Here is a 19,862-nt window from a genome sequence, read left to right on the forward strand (position 1 = left end):
CGCGGCGGTCAGCGCGGGCCGGCCTTTGTGAATTTGGCGCGGAATATAGCGGCCGTGGTCCCAATAGCAAGGCGCAGAGCCCCTTCATTTCCTTGGCTTGCGGCCGCCGGCGCGGCCCGATATGGCTGCCCCATCAGGAACTTGCAGCATGCCGAAAAAACCAGCCAAAGCCCCGTCCCCCGCCTCCGCCAAAACCGTGCTCAGAGCGCTCGCCAAGCGTCCCAAGGCCGCAGTGCAAAAGCCTGCAAAAGTCGCGGCAAAACGTCCCGGCGGCCCTGCTCCCGCCGACACGCGGGAGCGGATCGCCACGGCGCTGGAGGCGATTGCGGCGCATCTGGCAGCCACCCGTACCGCGGCGGCGCCGGCACTGGATCTGAATGCGGCCGACGCCTTCGTCTGGCATCCGGACGGCCGGCTCTCGACCGTGCCGCGCGTCAGTCGCGTCGAGATCGATCTGCTCAAGGGCATCGACCGGATGCGCGACATCCTGATCGAGAACACCGAGCGCTTCGCCAACGGCCTGCCCGCCAACAACGCGCTGCTATGGGGTGCGCGCGGCATGGGCAAGTCCTCTCTGGTGAAGGCCGCCCACGCCAGCATCAACGCCACCCGCAAGCCGGCCGACCGGCTGAAGCTGATCGAGATTCACCGCGAGGACATCGAGAGCCTGCCGGCCCTGATGGACATCCTGCGCGCGGCGCCGTTCCACTTCATCGTGTTTTGCGACGATCTCTCTTTCGACGGCAATGATGCCTCCTACAAGTCGCTCAAGGCTGTGCTCGAAGGCGGCATCGAAGGCCGCCCCGAGAACGTCATCCTCTACGCGACGTCGAATCGGCGCCATCTGCTCGCCCGCGAGATGATCGAGAACGAGCGCTCCACCGCCATCAATCCGGGGGAAGCCGTCGAGGAAAAAGTATCGCTGTCGGATCGCTTCGGCCTGTGGCTCGGCTTCCACCGCTGCAGCCAGGACGAATACCTTGCAATGGTCAGAGGCTATTGCAGCCATTTCGCCATCAAGGTGGATGATGAGGCGCTGGAGCGCGAGGCGCTGGAATGGGCGACCACGCGCGGCTCGCGGTCCGGCCGTGTCGCCTGGCAATTCACGCAGGATCTGGCAGGTCGTCTCGGCGTAAGGCTGAGCGCGAAATAGCAATCTCGGTTGTCATCCCGCGCAGGCCGTGGGAGGCACACCGCCTCGATCTCAAAATTGGGATGCCCCGCGCAGGCGGGCATGCAGTGCGCCGGGACGTTCATGCGTCCCGAGCAGCCGGTGTCTACTAAGCCGTCCGCCTGCGCGGACGATGACAGTTTCCCAGAGGCGACAGCTCGCCGGCCTCACGCCCCGTTGAGGAATTGCAGCGGGTCAACCGGCGACGATCCCTTGCGGATCTCGAAGTGGAGCTGCGGCGATCCGACCTCTCCCGATTGACCCGACTTGGCAATGACCTGGCCGCGCTTGATCGGATCACCGCGCTTCACCATCAGCTCACTCGCATGGGCATATGCGGTGACATAGCCGTTGGAATGCCGCACCAGGACCAGATTGCCATATCCCTTCAGCTCGTTGCCGGCATAGGCCACGACGCCATCCTCGGCGGCCTTCACCGGCGTGCCCTCCGGCACTGCGATGTTGATGCCATCGTTGGATTTGCCGTTGGTCTTGGCGCCGTAGCTCGTGATCACCTTGCCCCGTGCCGGCCAGCGGAAGGTCGGCAGCGAGCTGGTGGTCTCGGCCGGGCGCGCCGGCTCCTCCTCTTTCTCAGGCGCCGGATTGGCCTGCGCCAGCCGAGCGGTCTGGACCGGACCCGCCGCCGCCACCCGGGTGGTCGGCGCCGGGGCCGGCACGGTCGCAACCGCCTGGGGAACGGTTGCGACCGGAGCCACGGGTGCAGCCACAGCAGCGGCCTTGGCAGGGACGGTCAGCCTGGCACCAAGCTTCAAGGGCGAAGCCTGATCGAGATTGTTGGCGCGGGCGAGCTCGGCCGGCGTCAGATGGTTCTGGCGCGCGATGCTGGCAAGCGTCTCGCCGCGATTGACGAAATGCACGGTGGACGGGGCCGTGGCTGCTGCAACCGCCACCGGCTTCGGCGCGACCGGCGCCGCAGCCACGGGCGTCGCGACGGGCTGAGCCGCCGGCGCTGCAGCGACCGCGCCCGGATGCGGAATGATCAGCTGCTGCCCCGGCGACAGCGCGCGCGGGCCCTTGTAGCCATTGGCCGCAAGGATCTCAGCCGGGCTCACCCGGTAGCGCTTGGCCAGGATCTCGAGCGTATCGCTGGTCCCGACGATGATCTTGGTGCCTCCCGTCGGACGCGCCGCGGCAACCGAGCGAGGCGGCACGGCCCCCGTGGTCTCGAGCTGCGGCTGCGCCGGCGGCGCATAGGAATGGGTCGGCTGGGCGTAAGCCGGTTGCGGCGCTGCCGCCGGGACCGCCGCCGGCGGCACATAGGACGCAACGCCGCGCCCGCCGCCCGACACGCCTCCAGACCCGCCGCCGGATGGATAGGATTGCGGCGTGGCGACCGCCGGCGGCGGCAGCGCCGAGGACGAATAAGTGGGGGCCGGCGCAGGTGCGGGCGTGTATTGCTGAGCGACCGGCTGATGCTGCCGCGGGGGCGCCTGCACCGAACCGGTGGCGTCGGAGGCGAAGGGATTCGAAAAGGGATTTTGCGCTTGCGACAGCCGCGTCGACATATCGGCGCTGCAGCCGGCAACGCCGAATGACATCAGCGCCAGCGCCGCGAACTGCGGCAGGCGGCGCGAGCGAGGCAACTCGACGATAGCGGGCATGGTTACTCACTCGTACGCAACAAACAACGAATTTGAGTAAACACAGCCGCGGTAAATAAGCGCTTAAGCCGCGAATAAAGCGTTGTGCGGCCTGCTGATCCGCTGCCTCAAAGTTCGCGTGCAATCCCCGGAATAGCCGGCACAAATCGCACGTCGACGAGCTCTTTCCGGTCGAAATGATCGCCCGTCCGCGTGACCCGCACCAGCGTCTGCACCCCGTGTTGCGGTCCCACTGGCGCGATCAGGATACCGTCCGGCTCCAGCCGGTCGAGCAGGCTCTGTGGAATCTGGTCCATCGCCGCGGTGACGATGATACGGTCGAATTGGCCGGCCCCTGGGGGCAGCGCATAACCGTCGCCCAGCATGACCTCGACATTGAAGCAGTTGAGCTTCTCCAGCCGCTCCCGCGCCTTGTCGGCCAACGTGCGGAATCGCTCCACCGTCAGGACGTTGGCGCACAGACGCGACAAGATCGCCGCCTGGTATCCCGACCCGGTGCCGATCTCGAGCACGCGGTGATTCTTCTGCAGCTTCAGCTGCTCGGTCATGTAGGCGACGACGAAAGGCTGGCTGATGGTCTGTCCGCAGGCGATCGCCATCGCGCTGTCGCGATAGGCCTCGGCCCGATCAGCCGGCAGAACGAACTCCTCCCGCGGCACCTCCTCCATCGTGCGCAGGACCGCCTGGTCGCTAATTCCCCGCCGACGCAGCGTCAGCTGGAACATCATCTTCTCGGGCGGGGCAGTCGGAGGCATTCGTGCTGTCGCTTGTTGGGCCGGCGTCAATTTAGACGTCGCCTTGACGTCGCGCACCGTTTTTCCTCACGACCCGACACAACCACGGGTGCCCTGCCGGTCGCGAACCGAAAATCCGTTCCCCCTCGGAGGAACCAAGTCCGGTCGGGCGTGTTGACCGTCGAAGGCGAATTTGCCCGCGCCGCAGGGCCGCGACCAGCAAGGACCACGCAGTTGACGTTGCGCATCGACCCGGTATTTGCGAGCGTCACATCAGGTATGGGCAAGGACTGACATCATGACTGCACCGCGGCCGCCACGCGGCTCTGTGTTTCTGGTTGAAGACGAAGTCATGATTCGGATGATGGTGGCCGACATGCTTGAAGAGCTCGGCTACACCGTGGCGGCTGAAGCCGGCGAAATCGGCGAGGCGATGCGGCTTGCCGAGAGCACCTATTTCGACGTCGCGATCCTGGACGTCAACGTCAACGGCAAGGTCATTTCCCCGGTCGCCGACGTGATCAGGGGGCGCAACCGCCCCTTCATCTTCGCAACGGGCTATGGCTCGTCCGGCCTCCCCGAAGAGTATCGCGATCGCCCGGCTCTGCAGAAGCCGTTCCAATTGGAGACGCTGGGCAAGGCCATCGAGCAGGCCCTGCGGGGCGCCGCCCCTCAGGGCTCGACCTCAGCCTAGGATCGTCGTGAGCTTGCCGGAGAACGCCTCGTCGGTCCGGTCGAGGCGGAGCGGCGTCACCGACACGTAACGGGCCGCCAAAGCGGCAAGATCCGTCCCCTCGTCCGGAACATCGAGAGCTGCAGCGCGATCGAAGCCGATCCAGAAGTAGGGATTGCCACGGCCGTCGCGCCGTTCGTCGACCTTCAGGAAGCCGAGATTGCGCTTGCCCTGGCGGGTGACGACGATACCCTTGACCTCATCCGGCGCGCAGGCCGGGAAATTCACATTGATCACCGTGTTCCTGGGCACGCCGGCTTCGAGCACCTTGCGCACGATCTGCGGCCCGAATTTCAGGGCGGTGTCCCAGGACGGCTTGTCACGGGTGGCGATGCTGAACTCCTGAGAGAGCGCAAAGGAGGGCAAGCCGAGAATGGTCCCTTCGAGCGCGCCGGCGATGGTCCCGGAATAGACGACGTCTTCGGCGACGTTGCGTCCCTTGTTCACCCCCGACAGCACCAGATCGGGCAGCTTGGCCCCGAGGATATGCCGGGCGCCCATGATGACGCAGTCGGTCGGCGTGCCGCGCACGGCAAAGTGCCGCGGACCGACCTCGCGCAGCCGCAGCGGATCATTGAGCGAGAGCGAATGCGACACGCCGCTCTGGTCGAGCTCGGGAGCGACGATCCAGACGTCATCGGACAGAGCGCGCGCGATCTCCTCGATCACCTTGAGACCCGGTGCATGGATCCCGTCATCATTGGTGCAGAGAATCCGCATGACCACCCTTTCATCGCGTTCAAGACGATTGCTGGGGTGTCTTATCTGCTGCGCAGCATCGAGGCAAACCCGCCGCCAATAGCTAAATCAACCGGTCAACACCGGATCCGCCATTGCGGCAGGAAGCGCGCCAGCTGCCCTCGCGTGCTGAGCTGAAACGCGACCGGGGCTCCGGGCTCTGCGGCGTCTCCCTGCCGGTCGACGACGCGCGTCGGCGCAGCACGCGACGCTTGTTCCGCCGGTGGAAACCGGCCGCGGGCGACGCCCAGGGCGTTGTCGAAATCAGCCGCGTTGAACCAGGGCAACTCGTGCAGGGACGTGAGCAGGCCATCGTCCCATACCTTCGCGCGGTCAATGTCGAACGCCCCTTTCAGGCGCTGGTCGATCGCCTGGATACCGGCACCGGTGACCGCCCATTGCCGTCCGATCCAGAAAATGTCCCGATGCAGGGCCATGGCGCCGGTGTTCTGACAAGCGATTGCTGATCAGACCCGAGGATACGATCCACCGGCCGCCGTGCAATCGCGGCGACCGTGCCGATTGCAATTTGCCGCGCGGCTATGGCTCCGCGGCCACCACCTTGAGGCCGCCCATATAGGGTTGGAGCACGTCCGGCACCGCGATCGAGCCGTCCGCCTGCTGATAGGTCTCCATGACGGCGATCAGGGCGCGCCCGACGGCGGTGCCGGAACCGTTCAGCGTATGAACGAAGCGTGGCTTTCCGTCGCTTGCGCGGTAGCGGGCATCCATGCGCCGCGCCTGGAAGTCGCCGCAGACCGAACAGCTCGAGATTTCGCGGAACGCGCCGCCGTCGCCCTGCCCCGGCATCCAGACCTCGATGTCGTAGGTCTTCTGGGACGAGAAACCCATGTCGCCGGTGCACAGCGTGATGACGCGGTAGTGCAGATCGAGCCGGCGCAGCACCTCCTCGGCGCAGGCGAGCATGCGCTCATGCTCGTCCTTGCTGTTCTCCGGCGTCGTGATCGACACCAGCTCGACCTTGGTGAACTGGTGCTGGCGGATCATCCCGCGGGTGTCGCGGCCGGCGGCGCCCGCCTCGGCGCGGAAGCACGGCGTCAGCGCCGTGAGCCGCATCGGCAGCTCCTTCTCGTCGACGATCGACTCGCGCACGAGGTTGGTCAGCGCGACCTCAGCGGTCGGGATCAGGCCCAGACGCTCGGTCTTGAGACGCTCATCGGGCGCGATCAGTAGCTCGCCTCTCACCGCCCAGAACTGATCGTCCTCGAATTTCGGCAACTGCCCGGTCCCGAACATGACGTCGTTGCGGACCAGCAGCGGCGGATTGATCTCGGTATAGCCGTGCTCGGTCGTGTGCAGATCGAGCATGAACTGCCCGATCGCGCGCTCGAGTCGCGCCAGTCCCTTCTTCAGCACGACGAAGCGCGCGCCTGACAGCTTCGCCGCCGATTCGAAGTCCATGCCGAGGGCCGCGCCGATCTCGTCATGCGGCCTGGGCGCGAAGGCGTAGTTGCGCCGGGCGCCGAACACGTGGCGCTCGACATTTTCGTGCTCGTCCTTGCCGTCAGGCACCTCGTCGAGCGGCAAATTGGGAATCGCCGAAAGCTCGCGCGCCAGCTCCTCGTCCGCCTGCTTCGCGGCCGCCTCGAGCTCCGGCATCGTCGTCTTGAGCTTGGCGACTTCCTCCATCAGCGCTGACGCACGCGCGTCATCCTTCGCCTTCTTGGCCTCGCCGATCTCCTTGGACGCCGCATTGCGCCGCGCCTGCGCCTGCTCGGAGGCCAGGATCGCGGCCCGCCGGCGCTCATCGATCGCAAGCAGGTGCGACGACTGGGGCGACAGACCCCGGCGCGTCAGCGCCGCATCGAAACCTTGCGGATTATCGCGGATCGATTTGATGTCGTGCATGGTCGTTCGGTCCTGGGAACGAAAGGATGACGGCGAGTCGCCCGGCTCGGGCCAAGCGCGCTTGCACTACCGCGAATGGGACCAGATGGGAACAGCCAACCCCGCAACGGGGCCGGGCGGCGCAGGCCGCCCTACTCCGATGGATTGGTCGGCACGTTGCCGGGGCCCGAGGATGCGCCGGCCTTGGCCGCAGCCACCTGCTTCTCGACGATGCCCACCGCGATGATCGCCCCCTCGTACAGCGCCATCAGCGGGAGCGCCAGCGACGCCTGGCTCAGCACGTCCGGCGGCGTCAGGACGGCGGCAATGATGAAGGCGATGACGATGAAATAGCGCCGCTTCTCCTTCAGCATCTTCGAGGTCACGATACCGATCCGGCCGAGCAGCGTCAGGATCACCGGCAGCTGGAACGCGATGCCGAAAGCGAAGATCAGCGACATCATCAGCGACAGATATTCGCCGACCTTGGGCATCAGCGCGATCTGCGCCGTCTCGGGGCCGCCAAGCTGCTGCATGCCGAGTGAGAAACGCACGATCATCGGCCACACCGCAAAATACACCAGCATGGCGCCGAGCACGAAGAAGACGGGGGTCGCGATCAGATAGGGCAGGAACGCATTGCGCTCATGGCGATAGAGGCCGGGGGCCACGAATTTGTAGATCTGCGTCGCCACGATCGGGAATGAGATGAAGCCGGCGCCGAACATCGCGAGCTTGAGCTGGGTGATGAAGTATTCCAGCAGCTGCGTGTAGATGAACTTGCTGTTCTCCGCGCCGGCCACCCAGACGAACGGCAGCACCAGGATGTTGTAGATCTGCTTGGCAAAGAAGAAGCAGAAGATGAAGGCCACGCCGAAGCCGAGCAGCGCCTTGATCAGCCGCGAACGCAGCTCGATCAGGTGATCCATCAACGGGGCTTTGCTGGCCTCGATATCTTCGACGGTCATGACGCTTTGGCGTCCTTCAGACGTTCGGCCTCTGCCGGCGCAGCGCCATCGAGGGACTGCGGCTGCGGCTCGGGCTTGATTTCGCGGACGATGGCCAGCGGCTCGCCGACAGCCTGGTGCGCGTCGGATTCCACGAAGGTCTCGACGCGCGGCGGTTCAGGAGTGGTCGGAGTTGCCGGAGCCTCGACGGTCGCGCTTGTCTCCGGGGCCGCGGAGGCGGCCGGCTGAGATTCGACCGGCTTGTCCACACCCTCGATATCCAGGGCCTTGTCGACGTCGCGCTGCAATGACGACATCATGCCGCTCGGTGAGAAGCCGCTCGCGGCCTCCTTCACCTCGTCGAAGCTCTTCTTGAGGTCGGCCATCTCGGCCTCGCGCATGGCTTCCTGGAACTGGCCCTGGAATTCCGATGCCATCCGGCGGGCCTTGCCCATCCACTGCCCGACCATGCGCAGAACGCCGGGAAGCTCCTTGGGGCCGATCGCAATGAGAGCGACGACCCCAATGACGAGCAGCTCACTCCAGCCGATATCGAACATGAAACAATCCGCCTACGCGACGACGCCAATGATCCCGCTCTGCCCGGGCCTATGGGAGCAGGCCCTGCTCTTGCGGGAGCGCGCGCCGCCCGCGCCCATCACGCGCAGATCAAACGGCCTTGCTGCCGACATCCGTGCGGGTGGCCGACGGCGTGGCACCGTGATCGATCGACTTGACCGGCTCGGTCTTTTCCGGCGCCTTGTCGTCGTCCTGCATGCCCTTCTTGAAGGCCTTGATGCCCTGCGCGACGTCGCCCATCAGATCGGAGATCTTGCCGCGCCCGAACAACAGCAGGACGACCGCGATCACCACGATCCAGTGCCAAATGCTAAGCGAACCCATCCTGCAACCCTCCAAACACCGGTGCAGCCGTCCAGCAACTGCCCGCCAACGCTACCGCCGAAACCGCGCCACATCCATGGACTTTGACCGCGACACTTCGCTTCTAGCATCCGATTGTGAAACAGCAACCTGGACCGAAGGCGGCATCAGCCGAAAACGGCGCGCGGATAGCCCGATCTGGCCGGAAGGTAGGCGTCGGCGTCCTCAAAAACAAGCACTTAAGGTCCGCCAAATCGCGGTCGGACCTACGTAATAACGCGAGTGTTAACGGCGCGGCCGTTAGCCCCGGTGGGACGAGTCATCCTCGCCGGTATCGCGGTCGCCTTCGTCATCCGCGGCCTCGCCATCGATCTCGGCCTCGGCTTCGTCCGAGAGTTCCGCTTCGCCCTCGGCCTCGGCCGTAGCATCGACCAGTTCGGCAACGACCTCATCGTCCTGCTCGGCGATCAGTTCCTCGGCCTCGAGCGCCAGGTCCTTGAGCGCATCGCCATCGAGCTCCTGGACCTCAAGGCTCACTTCCGCGATTTCAGCCTCCGCGTCGGCGGCCGAGAGCTCCAGATCGCCGACGACCTGCGACGCGGTGTCTTCACCAAAAACCGCCGCATCGTCCTGTACCGTTCCCACCTCGGGAGTCTCGGCCAGAGTTTCGATGGAACCGGTTTCGCTGACGTCAGCCTCGGCGACAGTCGCTTCCGCCTCTGCTGTTGTCGCCTCTGTAGCCTCGGCCTCTCCGGCCTCGACCTCGACAGCCGGCGCCAGCGCCAGATCGAGATCACCCGGATCCAGCGGTTCCTCGTCGTCGCGCAGGGTCGGATCGTCGGACGGCGTCGGCACCGTGAAGCCGGTGGGCAGGCGCGAATCCAGCAGGCCCGTGCCCTTCAGCTCTTCCAGGCCCGGCAGATCGCCCAGGGTCTCCAGGCTGAACTGGGCGAGGAAAGCATCCGTCGTGCCGAAGGTCAGCGGCCGGCCGGGGGTCTTGCGGCGCCCGCGGGGCTTGATCCAGCCCGTCTCCAGAAGAACGTCCAGCGTGCCCTTTGACGTCACGACGCCGCGAATCTCTTCGATCTCGGCACGGGTCACCGGCTGGTGATAGGCGACGATGGCGAGCACCTCGATGGCCGCCCGCGACAGCTTGCGGGTCTCGGTGCTCTCACGGGTCATCAGCCAAGCGAGGTCGCCGGCGGTACGGAACGTCCATTTGTTGGCGACGCGCACGAGATTGACGCCGCGATTGGCATATTCTGCCTGCAGCTGGGCCAGCGCGGCCTTGATATCGACACCTTCAGGCATACGCTTGGCAAGTGTCGCCTGCTCGAGCGGCTCGGCCGAGGCAAACAGGAGAGCCTCAAGGATGCGCAACTCTTCGGGGCGCACCTCGGGCTCGCTCGCCACGATCTCGTCGGGCTCTTCCATGCGCAGTTCCGCCAAGCTTGCCATGGCAAGGTCTCCTTCTTCGTTACTCAACCGTCAAGTCCGGCGCAGCCATCGCGCCGGGCTGGTTCGGTGGACGCTTACGAAAATACAGCGGCGCGAACGCCTGCTTCTGGTTCAGCTCGAGCTTGCCTTCGCGGACCAGTTCCAGCACGGCCGCAAAGCTCGAGGCGAAGACGGTGGCCTTCTGTGTGGGCTCGGCGACGTAATCCAGCAGGTAATCGTCGAGACATCCCCAATCGTCCGATACCTCGGTCATGCCGACCAGCCGCTCGAGCGTCGCGCGCGCCTCGGCAAGCGACCAGACGGTGCGCTTGGCCATATGAACGGAGGTCACGACACGCGCCTGGCGCTGGATGGCGTAGGCCGACAGCAGATCGAACAGGGTGGCCGTGAATTTGGGACGCCGGACTTCGGCGATCTCTTCCGGATTGCCGCGCGGGAACACGTCGCGCTGGAACTGCGGACGGTTCATCAGGCGGTTGGCGGCCTCGCGGATCGCCTCCAGCCGACGCAGCCGGTTGGCGAGCGCAGTCGCCATCTCCTCGGCGCTCGGCCCTTCCTGCGCAGGCGGCTCCGGCAGCAGCAGGCGCGACTTCAGGAAGGCAAGCCAGGCCGCCATCACGAGATAGTCGGCGGCGAGTTCGAGCCGGATTTTTCGCGCAGCCTCGATGAATTGGAGATACTGGTCGGCGAGCGCCAGGATCGAGATCTTGGCGAGATCCACCTTCTGCTGCCGCGCCAGCGCGAGCAGCAGGTCGAGCGGGCCTTCATAGCCCTCGACGTCGACAACCAATGCCGGCTCGGCCTCGGCCAGCTCCGTCGTGGGACGGCCGGTTTCAAACGACAGAATTTCAGCGGTCATGCGCTCGCGGGTCCCAGCCGGTTGATCAGGGCATCGAGCTCGGCGCGCGCGGCGATCCGGTCAAAGCCCGAGGGGGTCTTGCGCGCCGCAAGCGCGCGATCGGCGCGGAGCAAAGCCTGGCCAGCCAGCTCTGGCGTCTCGGCGGCGACGGCCTGCATCTCGTCGAGCTTGCCGTTGCAATGCAGAACCATGTCGCACCCCGCCGCGACGATCGCGCGCGTGCGCTCGGCGATCGATCCGGCCAGAGCGTTCATGGAAACGTCATCACTCATCAACAAACCCTGGAACCCGATCCGCTCGCGAATCACCCGCTGGATCATTGTCGCAGAAGTCGTGGCCGGATGGGCGGCATCGATCGCGCTAAACACAACATGTGCAGTCATCGCCATCGGCAGATCCGCGAGCGGCCGGAAGGCAGCGAAATCGGTGGCGTCGAGCTCGGTTTCCGGGGTGTCAACGGTCGGCAGCCGGAAATGCGTGTCGGCGGTGGCCCGGCCGTGACCGGGAATGTGCTTGAGCACCGGCAGCACGCCGCCCTGCTCCAGCCCATCCGTCACCGCCCGCGCGATCGCCGCCACCTTGGCCGGCGTCGTTCCATAGGCCCGATCGCCGATCACCGCGTCCGCGCCGGCAACCGGGACATCGGCCAGCGGCAGGCAATCCACGGTGATGCCGAGCTGCTGCAGGTCTTCGGCGATCAGGCGGGCGCTGAGCCAGGCGGCACGCAGGCCGAGGGACGAATCAAGGTCGTAGAGGCGGTCGAAGACGACACCAGCGGGATAGACCGGCCAATGCGGCGGCCCCAGCCGCTGCACCCGCCCGCCCTCTTGGTCGATCAAAACGGGGGCCTCGGCCCGACCCGCGCAAGCACGCAATTGTTCAACGAGTGCAGTCACTTGCGCAGGTGACTGGACATTGCGTTTGAACAGGATGAAGCCCCAGGGCTTCGCCGCGCGGATGAACGCGCGCTCGGCCTCGGTGAGATCAGGGCCGGAGATGCCGGTAATGAAAGCCCGCATGGTCATGCGGGCCGCATAGACCCCGCTTCGGGGTCGGTCAAGCAAGCCTTAATTGTTGCTAAACGGGAAACACTGTCCGCCGGCAGTTTTCAACGTTCCGCACATCTTGTTGGCCTCTTCCTTGGTCGCGAAGGGGCCGACGGCCGCACGGTACTTGACACCGCCCTTTTCACCCAGATCCGCGCGCTTGATGATCGGCTCATATTTGCCGAGCACGGCTGAGTACTTGTCCTGCGCGGCCTTGTAGGCCCGCATGGCCTCGTCCTCGCTGGCCTGCGACGAGATCGAGACCAGATAGCCCCCCGTAGCGCCGCCGCCGCTCGACGGGGCCTGCTCAGTGACCGGAACAGCAGTGGCGATCCGCGCCGGCGCGGGCGCCGACGGCTGCGGCGTAAGCGGCATCGGGCTGTCCCCGGTCGGCGGATTGGCCGAGGCATTGGCGTTGGCCGCGGATTTCTTGCCAGCCTTCGCGGCCTTGGCCGGGGGCGGGGTCGGCGCCGCAGTTGCCGGATCGGCTGCCGCCTGGTTGCCGCCGGTCACCGACAGCGTCTTGATCGGACGCGGATCGCTGTTCGGCAGCGTCCCATTGGCGTTGGCCATTTGCGACGGCATGCCACCCGGCGCGACGCTCGACGCCGCCGGCGGCGCGCCGTTCTGGTTGAGCTGCGGGAACACGACGCGCGGATTGCCTCCGCGCGCATTCGCATTCACGTCCATCGGCGTCTCCTCGCGGGACACCAACTTCTCGCCGCCATCATTGCCGAGCAGACGATCGGGCACTTTCGGCGTCGTATCCTGCTGCGCCATGATCTTGGTCGGCGTATTGTCAGCCCGGATGATCGGCGGCTCGCCGGTCCGGGCGGACGAGATATAGGTCTTGTAGCCGTAGGCGCCGCCGGTTCCGACCACGGCCAGCGTCAGCACTGCCAGGACCGTGCTCATGCCGCTGCGGCGACGGGGCCTCTCTTCTTCCTCGCCCTCGTCATAGCCGTCCTGATAGCCGTATTGGCCATCCTGGAATTCGTTGTCGCCCTGAAAACCCTGCTGGTTGGCCCCCATCTGGCCGAACAGCGCATCATCGTAGCGCGATGAATCCTGATCGTTGTCGTCGAAATCCGAACCGCGATTGTAGTCGGGATCGTTCTCGGCGAAGCGATGGCGCGACTCGCCGACGCTGTAATCAAGCTTGGACAGTTGGTCAGCGAACTCATTGTTCGGATAACCGGCCTGCTGCCGCTGGGCCGGCGCGGCAGCAAAATTCGGTTCGGAAAAACCGGGCTCCTGGCCGCGCTGATCCTGGAAGCCAGCCGGGAAGGCCGGGGGCTGCGGAGCCGGCGGCTCACGTCCCATGTCGGCGAACGGATTGGCCGCCGTCGGTTGCGGAGCGTTCGAGCGCTGCATCCATGTCGGAGGCCCAGCCGGCGGCATGCCGGCGGCTTGATCGGGGGCAGCCGGCGCGGCCGGCCTGGCATTGGCGCGTGGAGCAGCCTGGGGCGTCGCGCGGCCCGATTGCGCGAAAGGATCGTTTTGCCCGATCAGGCGAGCGAGCTCGGCGAGCGGATCGGCATCGGCCGGCTGGTTTCCACCGCGGCCAAAACCATCAGCGGGAAAGGGTCTGTCCTGGTAACGATCAGCCATCGTGATGAAGCGTCCCTGCGGGTGAGCCGCATATGCGTCCTAAGGCGGACCCTGCCAGATTGAGGCCCCCAACTGAAGTCGCGTGTTTCCCCCAATCAGCGCATTGCGTCAGGAGCATTAACGCCCAAGATCGCGAGTCCCGACGCCAGAACCGAGACGACGCCCTGAACCATGGCCAAACGTGCCATGGTCAATTCTGCATCATCATCGATAATGAAGCGTAAATAGGGCAAATCCCGCCCCCGCGTCCAGAGGGCGTGAAATTCGCTAGCAAGATCATAGAGGTAGAAGGCCACCCTGTGCGGCTCATGGGCCAGGGCCGCGCTTTCCACCGTACGTGGGTACAGCGCCAGCCGTTTCAAGAGGTCGATCTCGGAGGGATCGGCGAGTTTTTCGAGCTTGGCCTGGCGAAGGAACGCGAGTCGCGCCCCCTCCTCCACGGGCAGGCTGGGGAAGCTGTCCCGGGCATTGCGGAAGATCGAATGCCCCCGGGCATGGCCATATTGGACATAGAAGACCGGATTGTCGCGCGACTGCTCGATGACCTTGGCGAGGTCGAAATCGAGCACGGCGTCGTTCTTGCGATAAAGCATCATGAAACGGACCGCATCGCGCCCCACTTCATCAACAACTTCCCGCAAAGTGACGAAGTCACCGGAGCGCTTCGACATCTTCACCGGCTCGCCGTTGCGCAACAGCTTCACGAGCTGAACGACCTTGACGTCGAGCACCGCCTGCGCGGCCGTCACCGCCTTCACCGCGGCCTGCATCCGCTTGATGTAGCCGCCATGATCGGCGCCGAACACGTCGATCAGGTCGGCAAAGCCGCGCTCGAATTTGTGCCGGTGGTTGGCGATATCCGAGGCGAAATAGGTGTAGGAGCCGTCCGACTTGATCAAGGGGCGATCGACGTCGTCGCCATAGGCGGTGGCGCGGAACAGCAACTGCTCGCGATCCTCCCAATCCTCGACCGGCGCGCCCTTCGGCGGCGGCAGACGGCCTTCATAGACGTCGCCGCGTTCGCGCAGGAATTCGATCGTATCGGCGACCTTGTTGGTGCTGCCTGCGATCAGCGAGCGCTCCGAGAAGAACACGTCGTGCCGGATGTTGAGCGCGGCGAGATCGTCCTTGATCTCGGCCATCATCATCGCGATCGCCTTGTCGCGCACGATCGGCAGCCACTGCGCCTCCGGCATCGCCTTCAGCCTGTCGCCATGCTCGGCCGCGAGCGCCTGCCCCACCGGCTTCAGATAGTCGCCGGGATAGAGCCCTTCCGGGATGACACCGATCTCCTCACCGAGCGCCTCGCGATATCTCAGAAACGCCGAGCGCGCGAGCACGTCGACCTGCGCGCCGGCGTCGTTGATGTAGTACTCGCGGGTGACATCGCGGCCGGCGAACTGCAACAGACTGCATAGCGCGTCACCGAACACGGCACCGCGGCAATGGCCGACATGCATCGGCCCGGTCGGGTTGGCCGAGACATATTCGACATTGACCTTCGGCGCGCCCACGACCGGCGCGATGCGGCCATAGGCATCGCCGTCGCGCAGGATCGTGCCGAGCTGCCTCGCCCAGACCACCGGGTGCAGGGTCAGGTTGATGAAGCCGGGGCCGGCGACATCGACCTTTGCGACCAGTTCGTCGGCCCGCAGCCGTTCGGCGATCGCCTCGGCGAGGTCGCGCGGCTTGGCCTTGGCCTCCTTGGCAAGCACCATCGCGGCATTGGTGGCCATGTCGCCATGGCTCGGATCGCGCGGCGGCTCGACGACCACGCGCGAGACATCGATGCCCTCGGGCCAATTGCCGTCCTTGGCGAGCGCCGCGCAGATTGCGTGGACGCGCGCGAGGACGTCAGCAAATAAATGAAGATTGGAAGCTTGTTCGAGCATGTCGCCGCCTAACGCAAATCCGGGGTCGAGTCAAAAAGACGGTGGTGCTCGGTTAAGGCGAAACGGTCGGTCATTCCGGCGATAAAATGGCCGATCCGGCGGGCGCGGTCGCCCTCGCTGTCGCATCCCTCCAGCCAGCCCGCCGGCAGCGACGCGGGATCGGCCTGATAGCGGCCGAACAGATCGGCCACGATTCGCTCGGCATCGCGCATCACCCGCATCACCCGCTCGTGCCGATACATGCGCTGCCAGAGGAACCGCTTGATCGTCGCCTCATGCTCGGCGACGTCGGCCGGAAACGCCACCAATGGACCGGCATGTCGCCGCACATCGTGCGGGGACATCGGCTGCGCCCGCTCGATCCGCCGTTGCGACTCGGCGGCGACCGCCGCGATCAGATAGGAGATCAGTTCGCGCACCAGCTCGGCGCCACGTCTGAGGTCGACGAGGCCAGGATAATGGCGATCGATGTCGCCGATCATGGCCTCGAGCAGCGGCACCTCGCGCAAATCGTCCACGGTGAACAGACCGGCCCGCAGGCCGTCGTCGATGTCATGGGCGTCATAGGCGATGTCGTCGGATAAGGCGGCGATCTGGGCTTCCAGAGAGGCGTAGCTCCACAGCTCCAGGTCGAAGCGCGCATTGAACTCGGCGATCCCGCTAGGAATGGCCTCGTGCAACGGTCCGTTGTGCTTGACGATGCCCTCGAGCGATTCCCAGGTCAGGTTGAGGCCATCGAAATCCGGATAGCGCTGCTCGAACGTGGTGACGATGCGCAGTGTCTGGGCATTGTGATCGAAGCCGCCATGGGCCTCCATGCAGCGGTTCAGCGCCCGCTCCCCGGCATGGCCGAATGGCGGGTGGCCGAGATCATGCGCCAGCGCCAGGGTCTCGGTCAGGTCCTCGTCAAGGCCGAGCTGGCGGGCGAGCGCGCGGGCGATCTGGGCGACTTCCAGGGAGTGGGTCAAACGGGTGCGGTAATGGTCGCCCTCGTGGAAGACGAACACCTGGGTCTTGTGCTTGAGCCTGCGGAAGGCGGTCGAATGGATCACCCGGTCGCAATCCCGGCGGAACGGGCTGCGGGTCCGGGACGGCGGCTCGGCGACCAGCCGACCCCGGCTGCGATCGGGATCGCAGGAATAAGGTGCGCGGGGGGCAGCCATTCCGACCGACACGGGCGATTGTTCCCTTGGAGATTTGATTCCTCGACGAAGCCCACTTAACTATGGGGAGTGCCCGATACCAAATGAATAGGGCATGACGAGCTTCAGGAGACTCTTGGTGATGACCGCAACCACGACCACCCCCGTCACCATCAGCGAACGCGCCGCCCGCCGCATCGGCGAGATCCTCGGCAAGGAGACGGAAGGCGCCATGCTGCGCATTTCCGTCGAAGGCGGCGGCTGCTCCGGCTTCCAGTACAAGTTCGACATCGACCGCGCCAAGGCCGACGACGACCTCGTGATCGCGCGCGACCGCGCCGTGGTGCTGGTCGATCCGGCCTCGGTGCCGTTCCTGGCCGGATCGGAGGTCGATTTCGTCGACGACCTGATGGGCGCCTCGTTCCGGATCAACAATCCCAATGCCACCGCCTCCTGCGGCTGCGGCACCAGCTTCTCGGTCTAACACCCCTCTCCTGCGTCAGGCCTCCGCCGCCACCGAGGCGCCGTCCTCGGACGGCGCCAAGCTCGGTGCCGCGACGGTCGGCGCCGCCGGGCCAAGCGCCTTCAGCATCGCCGCGACCATCGCCGGCTTGCGCAGCGGCTTGGCCAGAAAATCGGACATCCCGGCCTCGCGGCACTGCTTGATGTCGTCGGGGAAGGCGTTGGCGGTGAGCGCGATGATCGGCAGCTCGGCGAGCCGGCCGCCCTTGGCGCGGATCGTCCGGGTGGCGGTGATGCCGTCCATCTCCGGCATGCGGACGTCCATCAGGACGAGATCGAACTCCTGTTCGCCGGCCGCCTTCACCGCCTGCAGCCCGTCCGGCACGATGCACTTGTCGACGGCAAACTCCTGCAACATCTTCGACACGACCATGCGGTTGGTGGCGTCGTCTTCCGCGATCAAGACGCGCAATGGGCGGCCGAGCGCCTCGATGCGCTCCTTGAGATCGCCGGCACCGACCCGGTCGCCGCGCTGATCGGAGATCTGCTTGTCGCTCCACGGCAAGGTCAGGCTGAAGCGGAACGTCGAGCCTTCGCCCTGCACCGACGACACGGCAATGGCGCCGCCCATCTGCTCGATGATGCGGCGGGAGATCGCGAGGCCAAGCCCGGTGCCGCCAAAGCGGCGGTTGATGGAGGCGTCCGCCTGGGCGAAATCGGTGAACAGCTTGCCGACGCGGTCGGCGGGAATGCCGATGCCGGTGTCGGAGACCCGCCACTCGATCGTCGCCTTGTGATCGTCGCGGGTGCGGCAGGCCACGGCGATGGTGAGGCCGCCGCGCTCGGTGAACTTGACGGCATTGGAGGCGAGATTGATGAGCACCTGACGAATGCGCGCGACATCGCCCTTCAGCGCCGGCGGCAATTTCGGGTCGATATCGGCGTTGACCAGCAGGCTCTTGGTCTTCGCATTGACGCCGATGATCGCCGTGACGGCCTCGACCAGGGCGGCCGGCGAAAAGTCGACCGATTCGAACTCCAGCTTGCCGGCGTTGAGCTTCGAGAGGTCAAGAATGTCGTTGAGGATGCGCTGCAGATTGTCGCCGGACTCGCGGATCGTCATGACCGCGTGACGCTGCTCGGGATCGAGCTTGGTCTCCAACAGCGTCGAAGCCAGGCCCAGCACGCCGTTCATCGGCGTGCGGATCTCGTGGCTCATCATCGCCAGGAATTCGGATTTCGCCCGGCTCTCGGCCTCGGCCTGTTCGGCACGCCAGCGCTCGGTGACGTCGCGGCCGAAGCCGCGATAGCCTGCGAATTTTCCCTCATAGTCGCGCGCCGGCCGCGCGGTCAATGCCCAGCGCCGCCGTTCGCCGCCGGCGACCACGACATGGATCAGGATCTCCGGAATCGACAGCCGCCGCGCCATGCGATCGGCGAAGGTCGCCAAGGTGGCCGTGTCGGTCGGACACAGATATTCCAGCGTGTCGACGAGCCGTTCGCCCTTGAGCTGATCGAGCGGCAGCTGGGCCACGTCGGCGAAGCGCTGCGGCGCATCGATCAGGCGGCCCTCGGCATCGGTCTGCCACAGCCAGCTCGCGGCGTTCTCCTGGAATTCCTTGAGCAGCAGCGAGATCGTCTCGTTCTGCCGCTCGTGCCGGATCTGGGCCTTCAGGTTTTCCAGGAACACATTGCCGTGCGACACCAGATGGCGCACCATGAAGGAGGAGTAAAGCAGCAGAAAGACCACCAGCACCAGATAGGTCGTGCCGCCACACAGCAACAGCGAGCCGACGGACGCCAGCATCAGCGTCCAGGTGTAGGTCAGCCCCGCCCGCGGCACGCTCGACATCGCGAACGCGCCGCCGGAGATCATGCCTGTCATCAGCGAGCCGACGATGATCTGCAGTTCCGGCTCGATCTGCGGCATCAGGATCAGCGGCAGCGATCCCCACACCGCGGCGAGGAAGAAGGCCTGCAATGTCATGCGCCGGAGGCCGCGCTCGGACGCCTCCTTCGGCCGCGACTTGCGGGCACGCCACCAGCCGCGCAGTGCGAGGCCTCCGGCCACGGCGATGGACAGGCCCCACGCCGTCAGAAATGCGTTGGAGATGTGGTTCCAGAACACCCCGAGAATGATTGCGGCATTGGCGAAGTTGATGCCGATCGTCACCGGGACAAGGCTCGCCACGGCGTCGATCTGCCGCGCCCGGATGCGCCGGCGATCACGCTCGGTCAGGGACTCGTCGTCGAGCCCTTCGATCGCACTGAAGCCGCCGATCCAGAGAAAGAAGGCGCTGAGCGGATTGCCGCCGGCAGTGCGCTTGGAGCTGGATGTGTCCCCGGGCCAATTCATGAGGGCGCAACGTTTCCTTGTGATCCCCTGCCATGCACGAGCGGCTGCTTCAGCGGCGTTAATTGTTCCGCCCGTAGAATTACGGAACGGACCTGTCTGGCCGGCGCTCGCTATTGCTGTGATCCCCAAGGACCGCCGCGTGCCGTCATCAACTCACCAAGGCAATTCACCCAGGCACGGTTTCGCTGTCTCGCGGCGCGAACCGCCCGAGCTGTGCGTTTCGATGTCACCCTCCTGAAAGCAAGGGCGCAGGGAATGCCGGGCGCTGGCCGCAACCCATGGCCCGCCTGCAGCAAAAAAAGCAGGCGGCAGTCACCACAGGTCGAGCCGGTCAACCGGCATTCCCTGCACGACGGCTCTA

The 19,862-nt window shown here is 65.7% G+C and carries 18 protein-coding genes; 3 read left to right on the forward strand and 15 right to left on the reverse strand.

The features are described from left to right. Positions 1-148 precede the first annotated feature (148 nt). Positions 149-1,153 carry an ATP-binding protein gene (locus HL671_RS10225; RefSeq protein WP_041750797.1) on the forward strand — a complete coding sequence of 335 codons (1,005 nt, stop codon included), beginning with the start codon at positions 149-151 and terminating at the stop codon, positions 1,151-1,153. Positions 1,154-1,338: 185 nt separating this feature from the next. On the opposite strand, the gene HL671_RS10230 is transcribed toward HL671_RS10225, so the two are convergent. After that, a complete protein-coding gene (locus tag HL671_RS10230; RefSeq protein WP_172236332.1) occupies positions 1,339-2,793 on the reverse strand; it encodes a LysM peptidoglycan-binding domain-containing M23 family metallopeptidase in 1,455 nt (484 codons plus the stop codon). Positions 2,794-2,900: 107 nt separating this feature from the next. Further along, a complete protein-coding gene (locus tag HL671_RS10235) occupies positions 2,901-3,548 on the reverse strand; it encodes a protein-L-isoaspartate(D-aspartate) O-methyltransferase (protein ID WP_012044446.1) in 648 nt (215 codons plus the stop codon). Between the two features lie 277 nt (positions 3,549-3,825). On the opposite strand from HL671_RS10235, the gene HL671_RS10240 reads away from it, so the two are divergent. Further along, complete coding sequence (locus HL671_RS10240; RefSeq protein WP_012044447.1) at positions 3,826-4,221, forward strand: response regulator; 396 nt, start codon at positions 3,826-3,828, stop codon at positions 4,219-4,221. On the opposite strand, the gene surE is transcribed toward HL671_RS10240, so the two are convergent. The 12 genes from surE to HL671_RS10300 all read right to left on the reverse strand — a co-directional run bounded on the left by surE (position 4,213) and on the right by HL671_RS10300 (position 16,716). Further along, positions 4,213-4,980 (reverse strand): 5'/3'-nucleotidase SurE, encoded by a 768-nt coding sequence (gene surE, locus HL671_RS10245; RefSeq protein WP_172236333.1) that lies wholly within the window; start codon positions 4,978-4,980, stop codon positions 4,213-4,215. The two genes, HL671_RS10240 and surE, sit on opposite strands and share 9 nt — an antisense overlap. Positions 4,981-5,075: 95 nt before the next feature. Further along, entirely contained in the window at positions 5,076-5,435 is a 360-nt protein-coding gene (locus tag HL671_RS10250) for a hypothetical protein (protein WP_172236334.1), read from the reverse strand. A gap of 103 nt (positions 5,436-5,538) precedes the next feature. After that, the gene (gene serS, locus HL671_RS10255; protein WP_172236335.1) at positions 5,539-6,867 is read right to left on the reverse strand and encodes a serine--tRNA ligase; all 1,329 of its coding nucleotides are present in this window, start codon (positions 6,865-6,867) and stop codon (positions 5,539-5,541) included. Between the two features lie 131 nt (positions 6,868-6,998). Continuing rightward, a complete protein-coding gene (gene tatC / locus HL671_RS10260; protein WP_172236336.1) occupies positions 6,999-7,814 on the reverse strand; it encodes a twin-arginine translocase subunit TatC in 816 nt (271 codons plus the stop codon). Then, positions 7,811-8,353: a Sec-independent protein translocase protein TatB gene (gene tatB / locus HL671_RS10265; RefSeq protein ID WP_172236337.1), complete on the reverse strand. Its 543-nt coding sequence runs from the start codon at positions 8,351-8,353 to the stop codon at positions 7,811-7,813. The genes tatC and tatB overlap by 4 nt, the downstream gene beginning before the upstream one ends. A 109-nt stretch (positions 8,354-8,462) precedes the next feature. After that, positions 8,463-8,696, reverse strand: a complete 234-nt coding sequence (locus tag HL671_RS10270) for a twin-arginine translocase TatA/TatE family subunit (RefSeq protein ID WP_006614346.1) — start codon at positions 8,694-8,696, stop codon at positions 8,463-8,465. Between the two features lie 279 nt (positions 8,697-8,975). After that, positions 8,976-10,133, reverse strand: a complete 1,158-nt coding sequence (gene scpB / locus HL671_RS10275) for an SMC-Scp complex subunit ScpB (protein ID WP_172236338.1) — start codon at positions 10,131-10,133, stop codon at positions 8,976-8,978. Between the two features lie 19 nt (positions 10,134-10,152). Next, complete coding sequence (locus HL671_RS10280; RefSeq protein ID WP_012044454.1) at positions 10,153-10,992, reverse strand: segregation and condensation protein A; 840 nt, start codon at positions 10,990-10,992, stop codon at positions 10,153-10,155. Beyond that, a complete protein-coding gene (gene nagZ, locus HL671_RS10285; RefSeq protein ID WP_172236339.1) occupies positions 10,989-12,017 on the reverse strand; it encodes a beta-N-acetylhexosaminidase in 1,029 nt (342 codons plus the stop codon). The genes HL671_RS10280 and nagZ overlap by 4 nt, the downstream gene beginning before the upstream one ends. 42 nt (positions 12,018-12,059) lie before the next feature. Continuing rightward, the gene (locus HL671_RS10290; RefSeq protein ID WP_172236340.1) at positions 12,060-13,649 is read right to left on the reverse strand and encodes an SPOR domain-containing protein; all 1,590 of its coding nucleotides are present in this window, start codon (positions 13,647-13,649) and stop codon (positions 12,060-12,062) included. Positions 13,650-13,744: 95 nt separating this feature from the next. Then, a complete protein-coding gene (argS, locus tag HL671_RS10295; protein ID WP_172236341.1) occupies positions 13,745-15,541 on the reverse strand; it encodes an arginine--tRNA ligase in 1,797 nt (598 codons plus the stop codon). Between the two features lie 8 nt (positions 15,542-15,549). Further along, positions 15,550-16,716 carry a deoxyguanosinetriphosphate triphosphohydrolase gene (locus HL671_RS10300; RefSeq protein ID WP_172236342.1) on the reverse strand — a complete coding sequence of 389 codons (1,167 nt, stop codon included), beginning with the start codon at positions 16,714-16,716 and terminating at the stop codon, positions 15,550-15,552. 109 nt (positions 16,717-16,825) lie between these two features. Between HL671_RS10300 and erpA the strand changes: the two genes are divergently transcribed. Continuing rightward, entirely contained in the window at positions 16,826-17,167 is a 342-nt protein-coding gene (erpA, locus tag HL671_RS10305; protein ID WP_012044459.1) for an iron-sulfur cluster insertion protein ErpA, read from the forward strand. Between the two features lie 15 nt (positions 17,168-17,182). Here erpA and HL671_RS10310 read toward each other — a convergent pair whose 3' ends face one another. Next, positions 17,183-19,501 carry a hybrid sensor histidine kinase/response regulator gene (locus HL671_RS10310; RefSeq protein WP_172236343.1) on the reverse strand — a complete coding sequence of 773 codons (2,319 nt, stop codon included), beginning with the start codon at positions 19,499-19,501 and terminating at the stop codon, positions 17,183-17,185. Between the last annotated feature and the right edge of the window lie 361 nt (positions 19,502-19,862).

It is taken from the genome of Bradyrhizobium denitrificans (genome assembly GCF_013179005.1).
In the GTDB taxonomy this organism is placed as follows: Bacteria; Pseudomonadota; Alphaproteobacteria; order Rhizobiales; family Xanthobacteraceae; genus Bradyrhizobium; species Bradyrhizobium denitrificans.